This is a genomic window from Pseudoalteromonas sp. S2893 (assembly GCF_005887105.1).
GTDB lineage: Bacteria > Pseudomonadota > Gammaproteobacteria > Enterobacterales > Alteromonadaceae > Pseudoalteromonas > Pseudoalteromonas atlantica.
In genome coordinates this window covers 1-12,946 of record NZ_PNCY01000002.1, presented here as the reverse complement: position 1 = coordinate 12,946, position 12,946 = coordinate 1, and the positions used below count along the sequence as shown (strand labels likewise).

At 42.2% G+C, this 12,946-nt stretch carries 9 protein-coding genes and 1 rRNA gene; 3 read left to right on the top strand and 7 right to left on the bottom strand.

Translation table 11 applies throughout. The annotated features are described in order from the left end of the window. Positions 1-36 precede the first annotated feature (36 nt). The 4 genes from CWC04_RS00800 to purL form a co-directional block, all read right to left on the bottom strand. Positions 37-366 carry a YdbL family probable chaperone protein gene (locus tag CWC04_RS00800; RefSeq protein ID WP_004588571.1) on the bottom strand — a complete coding sequence of 110 codons (330 nt, stop codon included), beginning with the start codon at positions 364-366 and terminating at the stop codon, positions 37-39. Positions 367-376: 10 nt separating this feature from the next. Then, on the bottom strand, positions 377-574 hold the full coding sequence (locus CWC04_RS00795; protein WP_004588572.1) for a YnbE family lipoprotein: 198 nt from the start codon (positions 572-574) through the stop codon (positions 377-379). Between the two features lie 2 nt (positions 575-576). Continuing rightward, complete coding sequence (locus CWC04_RS00790; protein WP_138684381.1) at positions 577-3,033, bottom strand: intermembrane phospholipid transport YdbH family protein; 2,457 nt, start codon at positions 3,031-3,033, stop codon at positions 577-579. 133 nt (positions 3,034-3,166) lie between these two features. Beyond that, positions 3,167-7,057, bottom strand: a complete 3,891-nt coding sequence (gene purL, locus CWC04_RS00785; protein WP_138684380.1) for a phosphoribosylformylglycinamidine synthase — start codon at positions 7,055-7,057, stop codon at positions 3,167-3,169. A gap of 211 nt (positions 7,058-7,268) precedes the next feature. Here purL and mltF point away from each other — a divergent pair, with 211 nt between their 5' ends. Both mltF and CWC04_RS19635 read left to right on the top strand, forming a co-directional pair. Continuing rightward, the gene (gene mltF, locus CWC04_RS00780; protein WP_138684379.1) at positions 7,269-8,789 is read left to right on the top strand and encodes a membrane-bound lytic murein transglycosylase MltF; all 1,521 of its coding nucleotides are present in this window, start codon (positions 7,269-7,271) and stop codon (positions 8,787-8,789) included. Positions 8,790-9,035: 246 nt separating this feature from the next. Next, on the top strand, positions 9,036-9,200 hold the full coding sequence (locus CWC04_RS19635) for a hypothetical protein (RefSeq protein ID WP_004588576.1): 165 nt from the start codon (positions 9,036-9,038) through the stop codon (positions 9,198-9,200). Here CWC04_RS19635 and tadA read toward each other — a convergent pair. Beyond that, on the bottom strand, positions 9,197-9,700 hold the full coding sequence (gene tadA, locus CWC04_RS00775; protein ID WP_004588577.1) for a tRNA adenosine(34) deaminase TadA: 504 nt from the start codon (positions 9,698-9,700) through the stop codon (positions 9,197-9,199). The genes CWC04_RS19635 and tadA overlap by 4 nt on opposite strands. 178 nt (positions 9,701-9,878) lie before the next feature. On the opposite strand from tadA, the gene CWC04_RS00770 reads away from it, so the two are divergent. Further along, positions 9,879-11,183 (top strand): inosine/guanosine kinase, encoded by a 1,305-nt coding sequence (locus CWC04_RS00770; protein WP_004588578.1) that lies wholly within the window; start codon positions 9,879-9,881, stop codon positions 11,181-11,183. Between the two features lie 34 nt (positions 11,184-11,217). Here CWC04_RS00770 and glsB read toward each other — a convergent pair whose 3' ends face one another. Together glsB and rrf are read right to left on the bottom strand one after the other, a co-directional pair. Then, positions 11,218-12,141, bottom strand: coding sequence for a glutaminase B (glsB, locus tag CWC04_RS00765; RefSeq protein WP_004588579.1), 924 nt, complete (start codon positions 12,139-12,141; stop codon positions 11,218-11,220). A gap of 615 nt (positions 12,142-12,756) precedes the next feature. Next, positions 12,757-12,871 (bottom strand): 5S ribosomal RNA (rrf, locus tag CWC04_RS00760). Positions 12,872-12,946 lie beyond the last annotated feature (75 nt).

Here is a 12,946-nt window from a genome sequence, read left to right as displayed (position 1 = left end):
CGCTCGGTTTTTAAGTAATATGTTTAGCTGCTTGTATTACTTTTTAACCCAGTTACCATTCACTTCAATATAGTGGCCACTTTTGGTCTTTTCGATTGTTTTAGCTGCTGCAAGTGCTTCTACTTGTGCCAGCGATAAATCGTTCTTTTTAGCCAACTTTAAATACTGTGCTTTACGTTTAGCGTTAATTTCTTCAACCACGGCTTTTGCCTCGCTGTTTTGTACCACAAGCCCTAAGTAACCTGAGCTATCTTCACCCACTAAGCCTTGGTTTTTAGCATCATCTAAACTAATAGCCCACGCCGAAAACGACAAACATACCGCACTTACTAAAGTAGCAATACTTAATTTATTTTTTATAGTCATCATTTAGCTCCTAAAATAATTCACTGTCGTCACTGAATAAGTTATCGAGTTCTTTATCTACTTTTACTCGAATTTCGTGATCTACTTTTACATTTAGATTGATCGTTATCGGCTCTTTCGCTGCCACCTCTACTCTGTGGGTACATGCGCTTAAAGCGCTAATAGCAGCAAGTGCAATAACGGCCTTAATGCTCAACAAATTTTTCATCATTAGTTTCCTTTTTTAGAGTATTGCTGCTCAACTTTTTGCGTTATTTCGTCGCTCAGTCTAAGCGCTCTTAGCAACGTAAACACGTTTTCTTCGTGATTATAATTAAAGTTAACTTGTTGCTGCTCTGGCTCATTAAAGCCTTGTAAGTTAACACCTAAGTTTAACCAGCCATCACTTTTAAGCGCTACTGTACTATTAAGTTTTTGTATATCAAGGTTTTTGAGCAGCCCAAGCACAGGTTGTAACTCTTGTTGCTGGCGCATAACAGCGTCAAACGCTTCGTTATTACTAATAATAAGCTTCCCTTGGCCTTGATTGGTTAGGCTGCCATTTTTTACCTCAACCCCTGTGTCATCAAAATAAAACGGCAACGACCCTTTTAGCCTACCTGTTAGGGTAATACCCGACTTATCGTCAAGCGTTATTAATTTACTGGCATCAACATTTTCAAACGTAACATTAGCTGTTTGCTGCTGCTTTAAAAGCGTGTATTTATCTAAAGAAAATTTACCACCAAAAATATCGCCTTCAACATCAAAGGCCTGCGCGCTATTATTAACCACTTTAATATTACCAGTGATACTTTTAACTACAGCGCCTGCACGTAATTCATTAAGATTAAAGGTAGTAGGGGCAACATTAAGCTGCCCTGAATCGTACTGCCCACCTAGCTGCATACTAAATTGATTAGCTAAGTAGTCGTTATACAGTGCACTGGTATCAGTCATCGTTAAAGTAAAATTTGCTTTTTGTAAATTCACATCACCACTTATACGCCCACCCAATTTTCCTTGGGTTAGCTGAGCTAACGGTTCAAATTGGCTAACGATTGAATTTAACGAAAGCACACTTTGCTGCGGTATAATCACTTCAAACGGATGCGCTACCTTTGAAACATGGTGATTGGCCACCAGCTCAACACCATTTATAAATACATGATGAGACGCTTCAAGCGCGCGACTTTGCAGCCCAGATGACGTTACGTTTATAGTATTTAATTCGACATTTGGACTTGTGAGTGTATTTATATGGGTGCTTGCATATAAGTGAGCAAATAACTCACCCACACCTAAGTTTGCCCTTGCACTAAGGGTGTTATTAATACCAGTGAGTTTATATTCGTTGTATTGCACGCTTTTAAGCTTACTTTTAAGCGTTACTTTTGCATCGAGCTTTTCATTCATACTTGCTTCAAGGTTACCTGTGTAGCCGTTAAGAGCGCTGCCATAAGCAGCTGCGCTATCAACGCTTAACTCAATACGTGCGCTACCTTCGGGCTTAAAGTCAATAAGTTGAGTGACTGTAAAGTCCCCCTTGGCTTTAATATTATTAGCCTCAGCCGGTAAAAATTCAGGCAAAGAGTTAAGCGCAATATCGTAATTACCGCTTAATTGAGCGTTTTTAAGCTGCGTACTTAGCGTTATAGCGTCTATTTCATCTGTATGTAGCTGTGCTTTTAGCTGTGTGCGTGCGCTTTGTAACGGTGCAGCAGTATTTATAAACGTATCTGTAACCGTTATATCTATATTTTGCTTGGCTTGCTCTGCACTTTTGAGCGTTATTAACGGTAAGGTTAGGTTGTTTTGCGCAAAACTAATTGGTTTAGCTAAAGCCCATTGCCAATTAAGTGGTAGCTGCTTTACAGCAAATGACTTGTAGGCACTTTCAGGAATAAGAGATTGGCAGTTATTACTAAGTTTTACATTGTTTTTAAGCTTTCTTGGGTCAAGCTCAAGGTTTTGACTATTTAAATTATAGGTAGCACTTAGCACACCTTTGGAGCTGTTTGTTATATCGCAGCTTTGTATTTTATAGTCATACTGGGCTTGTAAATCACCAGTAAGGCTTGCCTCTACCCCGTTAAAGCTAAATGTTTGCGATGTATCAAAGCTAAGTCCACTTAATAACTCATTATCTGTTTTAAGTAGTTGCTTCAATAATCCATCATTAACTTTAAGCTGCCCTTGTACCTTATTATTGTAAAGCGTTGCGCTTGCGTTTAAATCACCATTGACTACAAACTGGTTAAGCGTGGGCTCGGTGATATTTAGCATTAGCGGGCGCTTTAAAAGCGCACTGTGTATAGTTAAATGCTCAACTGTAATTGTTGGCCTTTTTTCAGGAAGCGCTAAATCTAAAATTGTGGCAGCAGTGCTTGTTTTACTACTTTGAGGAAATGGATTTACATTAAGTACTGCGTGTTTAACTTTAACATGCTTAGTATTAGCAGTAATACCTGTAAGAGCAAGCTCTTGATTTTGGTAACTTAAACAGGCTTTTTGTACGTGCACATTTAACTTACTCGTAAGCGAAAAATCTAAGCAGCTTAAGGTAACACCTGCTTTTTCAAGCTCAGGCGCTACAGCCCATTGTAATAGTGGCAAACGAAATACATAGCCAAGCAAAACTATACTTAGCAATACAGCACCCATAATTAAACCAACGCGCTTTAACATACTGTCCTTATAAGCTTTTATTTATACTTTACAAACTATCGTAATTTTAAATCTACGCAATCAAAAAAGGCTGCACTGTGCAGCCTTTTTTATTTTACAGCTAGATTATGAATCTAACTTGTATATGTCGTTTTTAACCTACATTTTTACGTGCGTTGCGGAACATACGCATCCATGGGCTATCCTCTTTCCACTCATCTGGGTGCCACGAGTTAGCAACAGCGCGGAATACACGCTCAGGGTGCGGCATCATTACAGTGGCACGGCCATCAGTAGAGGTAATACCGGTAATACCCTCTGGTGAACCATTCGGGTTAGCCGGATATTGCGTTGTCGGGTTACCATAGTTATCTACAAATTTAACCGCAACAGTGCCGCTTTCAAGCGCAGCTTTAGTGGCGGCATCGTTTGCAAATTCTGCATGGCCTTCACCATGAGATACAGCAATTGGCATACGCGATCCTGCCATTCCATTAAAGAACACAGACGGGTTTTCTTGTATTTCAACTAAGCTAAAGCGAGCTTCAAAACGCTCTGACTTATTTGTTACAAAACGTGGCCAATGCTCAGTACCCGGAATTAACTCTTTCAATGTTGATAACATTTGACAACCATTACACACACCTAAGCTAAAGGTGTCTTCACGGTGGAAGAAGTTTTGGAACTGATCGCGTGCCATATCGTTAAACAATATAGACTTAGCCCAGCCTTCACCGGCGCCTAATACGTCACCATAAGAGAAACCACCACATGCCACTAAGCCTTTAAATTGCTCAAGGGTTAAACGCCCTTCGAGGATATCGCTCATGTGTACATCAACAGCGGCAAAACCAGCACGGTTAAACGCAGCAGCCATTTCTAAATGCGAGTTAACGCCTTGCTCACGTAAAATAGCCATTTGCGGCTTAGCGCCCGTTGCAATGTACGGTGCGGCTATATCTTCGTTTAAGTCAAAGTTAAGTTTTACGTTTAAGCCTGGGTCTTTTGCATCAAACTTGGCATCAAACTCTTGCTTAGCACAATCAGGGTTATCACGACGTGCTTGCATTTGGTACGTTGTTTCGGCCCAAATAGTACGTAATTCAGTACGAGTATGATTAAGTACAGTTTTCTCACCGCGGTTAAATACAATGCTATCGTCGCTATTAAGCGAGCCAATCACGTGGCTAATTGCAGCTACACCGTGTTGTTCAAATACAGCATTTACGGCATCTAAATCGCTGTTAGCAACTTGAATTACCGCACCAAGCTCTTCGTTATAAAGGGCTTCTAGGTCTGTCCCGGTTAAACCCGCTAAATCAACAGTCACACCGGTGTGCCCAGCAAATGCCATTTCAGTTACAGTAGTAAATAAACCACCGTCTGAGCGGTCATGATAAGCAAGTAGCTTGCTATCAGCGACAAGTGCTTGCATGGCATTGTAAAAGCCTTTAAGTAGCTCAGGGCTGTCCACATCTGGAGTAACATCACCAAGCTGCTTGTAAACCTGTGCAAGGCTTGATGCGCCCAGTCGGTTTTTACCTGCACCTAAGTCAACTAAAATAAGTGATGTATCGCCTTTATCAGTACGTAACTGCGGAGTCACTGTTTTACGCACGTCGTCAACACGACCAAAGGCAGTAATAATAAGTGATAACGGAGAAGTAACTGATTGCTCAGCACTATCATCCTCGTTTTTCCATGTCGTTTTCATCGACATAGAATCTTTACCTACAGGTATAGTTAAACCAAGCGCAGGACAAAGCTCTTCGCCCACCGCTTTTACAGCTTCGTAAAGGCCGGCATCTTCACCAGGGTGACCGGCTGCAGCCATCCAGTTAGCCGAGAGCTTAATGTTCTCTAGGCTTCCAATGTTGGCACAGGCAATATTGGTTAGTGACTCTGCCACGGCTAAACGCGCCGATGCACCATAATTTAATAATGCTGCCGGCGTGCGCTCACCCAGTGACATAGCTTCACCGTGGTAAGTGTCGTACGTTGCTGCGGTAACTGCACAGTTAGCCACAGGTACTTGCCAAGGACCCACCATTTGATCCCGTGCTACTAAACCGGTAACCGAGCGATCGCCAATGGTAATTAAGAATGTTTTTTCTGCAATAGTAGGTAAGCGCAATAAACGCTGAGCAGCCTCGGCTATATCAATCGACTCTGCATCAATTGCCTTACCGGTAACTTGCTTTGAAGTTACATCGCGATGCATTTTAGGTGCTTTACCTAATAATACATCAAGCGGTAAATCAACAGGGCTGTTATCAAAGTGGCTGTCGGCAACAGTTAAGTGGCGCTCTTCTGTGGCTTCACCTATTACTGCGTACTGCGCACGTTCGCGCTTACAAATGGCTTCAAAGCGATCAAAGTCTTCAACAGCAACAGCCAGTACATAACGTTCTTGCGATTCGTTACACCAAATTTCGTGTGGGGCCATGCCCGGCTCATCGTTAGGAATATCACGTAGTTGGAATTTACCACCACGGCCACCATCATCTACAAGCTCAGGAAACGCATTAGATAAACCACCGGCGCCTACATCGTGTATAAACGCAATTGGGTTTTCATCCCCTAGTTGCCAACACTTATCGATCACTTCTTGGCAACGGCGTTCCATTTCTGGGTTTTCACGCTGTACAGAAGCAAAATCTAAATCTTCGTTTGACTGGCCCGATGCCATGCTTGATGCTGCACCGCCGCCTAAACCAATGTTCATTGCAGGGCCACCTAGTGCAATAAGTTTTGCACCGACTGGAATATCCCCTTTTTGAACATGATCAGCACGAATATTACCTAAACCACCTGCAAGCATAATAGGCTTGTGGTAACCACGCACCTCTTCACCATTGTGACTTGTTACTTTTTCTTCGTAGGTACGAAAGTAACCTAATAAGTTAGGACGTCCAAACTCATTATTAAATGCCGCGCCACCTAAAGGGCCGTCCATCATAATATCAAGCGCATTTACGATACGATTAGGTTTACCAAAGTCGCTTTCCCACGGTTGCTCGTAACCCGGAATACGTAAGTTAGAAACAGTAAAACCAACTAAACCCGCTTTTGGCTTAGAGCCGCGGCCTGTTGCGCCTTCATCGCGAATTTCACCACCTGAGCCTGTAGCCGCACCAGAAAATGGTGCTATAGCTGTTGGGTGGTTATGGGTTTCTACCTTCATTAAAATTTCTATGTCTTCTTGATGATACGCATATTCACCTTGCGCATTCGGGAAGAAACGACCCGCTTTTGAGCCCTTCATTACTGCTGCGTTATCTTTGTACGCCGACAGCACATTTTCAGGATTGTGCTCAAATGTATTTTTGATCATTTTAAACAGTGATTTAGGCTGCTCAATACCATCAATTGTCCAATCAGCATTAAATATTTTATGACGACAATGCTCTGAGTTTGCTTGCGCAAACATAAATAACTCTATGTCGTTAGGGTTACGGCCTAACTTTTTAAAGTTTTCTACTAAGTAGTCTATCTCGTCATCAGCAAGCGCAAAACCTTGTTCAACGTTTGCTGCAGCCAATGCTTCGCGCCCGCCACCTAAAATGTCAACTGATGACATTTCGCGAGGCGAGTCATTGCGGAATAACTGCGCTGCAGAAGCAAGTTCACTATGCGTTGCCTCAGTCATACGGTCGTGTAATAACGCCGTTACTTGAGCAAGCTGCTCTGCACTTAGTTCACCTTCTACGTAATAAGCAATACCACGCTCAACACGGTGAACCTGTTTAAGGCCACAGTTATGCGCTATGTCGGTTGCTTTAGATGCCCATGGTGAAATGGTGCCAGGGCGAGGGGTAACTAAAATAAGTGTGCCAGCTGGGGTATGCTCGGCAATAGTTGGACCGTAAGTAAGTAGTTTTTCAAGCTTAGTTTGCTCATCAACACTCAAAGGCGAGGTTAAATCGGCAAAATGTGCATACTCGGCATATACATTGGTGACTGGAAGTTGCGATAGTTTGCAACGCGCTAAAATTTTATTAACTCTGAACTCTGAAAGTGCTGGTGCACCACGAAGGATCAACATAGATAATTTCATCCGGGGTTAGGGATTGAACGATATTTTAGGCGGGCATTATAGTCTATGTAGCACCGAGTTTTAACTCCAAATTGCGCTTTTCAGAAAATTAACTTTTTATTTATATAAACAGTAGCAAAATTACCAATAAAAGCTAAACGCTAAGTGACGCCATAGTGAAGTTTTGGTATAACGGGGTATGAGCTTTATGGGGCGGTTAATGTTGAAAGAAAAGCTAATAATTATCATCACTTTAGTTATGTTGTTGTGTGCGTGTAATATGCAGGAGCAACAAACTCAACTTGCCCAAATTAAAGCACAAAATAAAATACGTGTAGGTACCCTTGCCAGTGCCAGCAACTACTACCAAGCCGTGCAAGGCGAGCAAGGTTTTGAATACGAGCTATCTCAAGCTTTTGCCGACTACCTAGGTGTTGAACTAGAAATAGTACCGTTTTTTAATTTATCCGATATGTTTGAGCGCCTTGAAAGCGGCGATTTAGACTTAATAGCCTCAGGACTTACCTACAACAAAGTGCGTGCACAGCAATACCGCTATGGCCCCACTTACAGAACAATTAGCCAAAAGTTGGTTTATAAACAAGGTCGAGTTCGCCCACGTGAATTTGACGACCTTGATGGAAACTTTACAGTTATAGCCAAAAGCAGCCACTCTTTAACCTTACAAAAAATAAAAAAGAGTAACCCAGATTTAACTTGGCAAGAAACCGAAGAACTGGATGAAGAGGAGCTTTTACAAGCCGTTATCGATGGCGAAATAGATTACACCCTCGCCGACTCACACACGCTTTCGCTGTTTAGACGCTACCACCCAAATTTAAGTATCGGCTTTTCAGTTACCCGAAATGACCCCATAGCTTGGATCCTTAATAAATCAAAAGATGATTCGCTTTATGCACTGCTAGTGCCCTTTTTTGGTGACGTAAAACAAAGTAACCAGCTGTATGTGCTCGAAGAAAAGTACTTTGGGCACGTACGTCAGTTTAACTACGTTAATACGCTTGCATACATAGAAGCTATAAAAGAAACGCTACCCACTTATAGGCCTTGGTTTGAGCAATATGCAGGTAGCCTTGACTGGCGCTTACTTGCTGCGCTTAGCTACCAAGAATCTATGTGGAACCCTCGCGCTAAATCGCCTACAGGTGTGAGAGGCATTATGATGCTGACACGCAGTACCGCTAAACAAGTGGGCGTAACAAATAGGTTAGAGCCAGAGCAAAACATCCGTGGCGGAGCTAAATACTTAGCTAAGCTCGTTAAACGCATCCCAGATAGAATCCCGCAGCCCGATAGAACTTGGCTTGCCCTGGCAGCCTATAATGTAGGTTGGGGGCACGTTAACGACGCGCGCATTATTACCGAACAACAAGGGGCGAGCCCTGATAAATGGGCCGATGTTAAAAAGCGCTTACCACTTTTAATCAAAAAACGTTATTACCGTAAAACCCGTTACGGCTATGCGCGTGGCGATGTTGCGGTAAAATATGTTGATAACATTCGCAGGTATTACGATGCACTTGTATGGCTTGATGAAAATAATGCCCTAGCGCCAGAGCCAGAACCTGAATCAGAATCAGAACCTGAAGCACCTAAAGTTGAAAAAGCAGCTCAACCAAGCAAAGAGCGTATAAACAACGATAAAACCGAACCTACCCCTTCGCTTTCACCTGAAGAAAAAAGTAAGCAAGGTGAAAATAACACGCAGCAGTCTCAGTAAAGCGTTTATATTTACGTTTTTAAATGGGCTATTCAGGCCTGTGAAACATTAAAATGTGGGCATTAAACGATTCTTTCCTCGTTTTAGCAGGCGCTAATTTCCCCTTCAGGCCTAACCACTCTAGTAACTAAATTAAAAATCTGTTTACTTGTCATGAAATGATCACTAATGTGTGTTTATAGTATATTTACCTGATTTTTAATATATATCTTGTGCCTTTCTCACTCTCACGCATTAGGAGAACACATGCTAAAACGTAGACGCACGCAAAAACTAAAACGCAATATTATTCATTCAACAGCCACCAGACGTCGTATTATGCTACGTAACTTACATAAAAAAATTATTTGGCGTCGTCGTATGTTTGCTATGCAGCAAATGATAGAAGTAGATTCAGATAAGGCTAACTAGTCACTAATTTGACGAGCTGCTTTTTTAGCCGCTTTAATTTGTTCTCGGCGTTGTTTAAAAAACGCCGAAATAGTACTACCACAGGTTTGACCAAGCACCCCACCTAACACCTCTACCTGATGGTTCAGCCTCGGCTCTTGCAATAAGTTCATAATCGACCCAGCCGAGCCTGTTTTAGCATCAGGCGCACCGTACACAAGGCGCTTTATTCTGCTATGCACTAACAGCCCGGCACACATAGAGCATGGCTCTAACGTAACGTACAAAGTGCAATCAATTAAACGGTAATTATTTAAAGCTCTCCCTCCTTCACGCACTGCAATCATTTCGGCGTGCGCAGAGGGGTCGTTATCAGTAATTGAACGATTATAACCCGCTGCAATAAGCGTATTATCTTTAACAAGGACAGCTCCTACCGGAATTTCGCCCAATTGCTGCGCCTTATTGGCATAAACTAATGCCTGCTCCATCCAATACTCATCGCTTTTTAGATCGTTCATAGTGCTTACTTTAAATAAATTTTCTTTTGGTATTATATCAACTTGCCTGTTTAAAATGCGTAATTGATTAAATTATTGCAAAAATAAAACAAAATAATGTGGTTTATCGTGGCTCATAGAGTGTGATTTACGCTATAATCTCACGCTTTTTTTATTTAGCTCACAACACAGGTAGCAAATGAAATTTCCTGGACGCCGCAGACATAAACATTATTTTCCAGTGGAAGCTAAAGATCCACTTACTAATCAGCTAAACGCAACTGAGCGATTACAACGTAGCTACATTACGGGTATCGACCAGATCGTTGTTGATATTGAAGCCAAAGTCGATCAGGCTTTTTTAGACGAGTTTCAACTTCGCCGAGGAATGTCGCAAGTTATTGATAGCGATATTACTAACGCACTTTACGACCGTTTAAAACTAAACGACATGGTTGATTACGAATTTGCCGGTGGCACCATTGGTAACACAATGCATAACTACTCTGTACTAGCAGATGACCGTTCAGTATTGCTCGGTGTTATGAGTGAAAACATAAAAATTGGCAGCTATGCCTACCGCTTTTTATGTAACACATCAAGCCGCGTTGATTTAGACTATTTACAACCTGTCGATGGCCCTATTGGCCGTTGTTTTACCTTAATTGATGAAACAGGCGAGCGTACATTCGCAATTAGCGCCGGTTTAATGAATCACTTAAAGCCTGAGTCTATCGATAAACACTTAATTGAGCAGTCATCAGCACTTGTGATCAGCGCCTACCTAATGCGTACGCAGGGTGATGAAACAATGACTGAAGCAACCATGCAAGCAGTTAAATACGCTAACGATGCAGGTGTACCGGTAGTTTTAACACTCGGCACTAAGTTTTTAATTGAGCAAGATCCAACCTGGTGGGCTAACTTTGTAAACGAGCATGTCGATATACTTGCCATGAACGAAGAAGAAGGGCTAGCAATTACAGGCTTTGAAGACCCGCTATTAGCCGCAGACAAAGCACTTGACTGGGTAGACTTAGTTATTTGTACCGCTGGCGAAAAAGGCTTATTTATGGCCGGTTACGTTGATGAGAGCTTTAAACGTGCAACCGAGTACCCACTATTACCAGGTGCCATTGCCGATTTTAATCGCTATGAGTTTTCTCGTGCAATGAAAAAATCCGATTGCGAAAACCCGATAAAAGCGTATAGCCATACGGCGCCATTCATGGGTGGGCCTGATTCAATCAAAAATACCAATGGTGCTGGCGATTGTGCGTTGGCTGCCGTGTTACACGATTTATCAGCAAACGTTTATCATAAGTTAAATGTCGCTAACTCAGCAAAACACGAACAAAAGGCAATAACCTACTCCTCTCTTGCACAAATTAGTAAGTACGCTAACCGCGCAAGTTACGAGGTATTAGTACAGCACTCTCCACGTTTATCACGTGGGTTACCAGAGCGTGAAGACTGCCTAGAGCAAGTGTACTGGGATCAATAAATAGGGAGCTGTGCGTGCTCCCTATTGCGGTATTTTAGAAAATCGAAATATCGAGCTTTTTAGATAGCAGCTCTAATGCTGCTATCCCCGCCACCGAGTTACCAAATTCATTAAGCCCTGGTGAATATACTGCCACTGTAAACTTACCCGGTAATACCGCTAATATAGTGCCAGACACACCCGATTTACCCGGCATTCCCACTCTGTAGCCAAAGTCTCCTGCCGCATCATATAAGCCGCTGGTGAATAAAATCGAATTTAATTGTTTATTCTGGCGACTACTCAAAACGCGCTTACCCGAGCTGTAATCAACCCCTTTATTCGCTAAAAAGTTATACGCTCTAGCTAACTCAATACAGTTAAGCTCAATCGCACAAAAATTGAAGTAAGACCAAAGTACATCATCGACGTCATTCTCAAAATTACCAAACGACTTCATTAAATGCGCCATTGCCGCATTTCTATGCCTAAACTCGTACTCAGAATTGGCCACTTTTTTATCAATCACTATTGCACTATTACCTGCAAGTAGCCTAAACGTTTCAAGCATTGAGTGGCGAGGTGCTGATAATCGACTGTACAAAGCATCGCACGTCACAATCGCGCCAGCATTAATGAAAGGGTTACGTGGTACGCCTTTTTCGAACTCTAACTGCGTAAGAGAATTAAACGCGGTTCCTGAGGGCTCTTTGCCTACCCGATGCCATAGTTCATCGCCATAGCGCTGTAGCGCCATTGTGAGTGTCATTACTTTAGAAACTGACTGAATAGTAAAACGTTTTGAGCAATCCCCCGCACAAATGGTTTCGCCATCAGTGGTATAAATAGCAATAGAAAACTGCTCGCTAGAAACCTCAGCAAGTGCAGGTATATAATCCGCAACTTTACCTTGTGATAACAAAGGGCGCACTTCGTGTGCTATTTCATCTAGTACAGTTTGGTAGTCAGCAGTGGGCAATTGACACCTCTATTTTGGCATTTATAAAAATTTGATTTTAACACGCACAACTTCTGTACGCCTAGCTATGTTACATGAATAAAATAGCAGATAAGCATGAACTTAATGTTTATTTTCAAAGTGATATTTTCTATATCAAAGCAATACTAATCCGCAATAAGCCTTAATCATTTTGCGAGGCTATAAAAAACTGATTACACTGAGCACGATGTGAGCCGTGACTTTGCCTCAGGAACTTAGCGTTATATAGGGGTATGAATGTTGTGGCTCAAAGGATTTACAAGAGCGGGCATTACAGAGACTGAGTTTGCATAAGATCTTGGCTTTTTATTAAGCGCCAGACAGCAAAAAAACCATTACATCGCTGTAACGGATTTCTTTAATTTGAATCCTGGTAATGTCGTAGTGCCCACAGCGGTGGACAGTCAAATAGCAAATACTACACTATCATTGGTCGGGCTCGTCTTAGAGCTATTCGTTTGATGTATAGGAATACAAATGCCGCGGCCTGCAGGAGCGGCCACGACTGAGTTTGACATGGGCTCTTGGTTATTTACTAAACCCCAGACAGCAAAAAACCCGTTACATCGCTGTAACGGGTTTCTTTAATTTGAATCCTGGCAATGTCCTACTTTCACATAGCAAATGCTACACTATCATCGGCGCTGTTTCGTTTCACTACTGAGTTCGGCATGGGGTCAGGTGGGTCCAAAACGCTATGGTTACCAAGCAAATTCTGTTCAATTTTCTTATTTTATTTATTAAGCTTTAAGTCCTTCGACTGAATTTGGAGCCTGGCAATGTC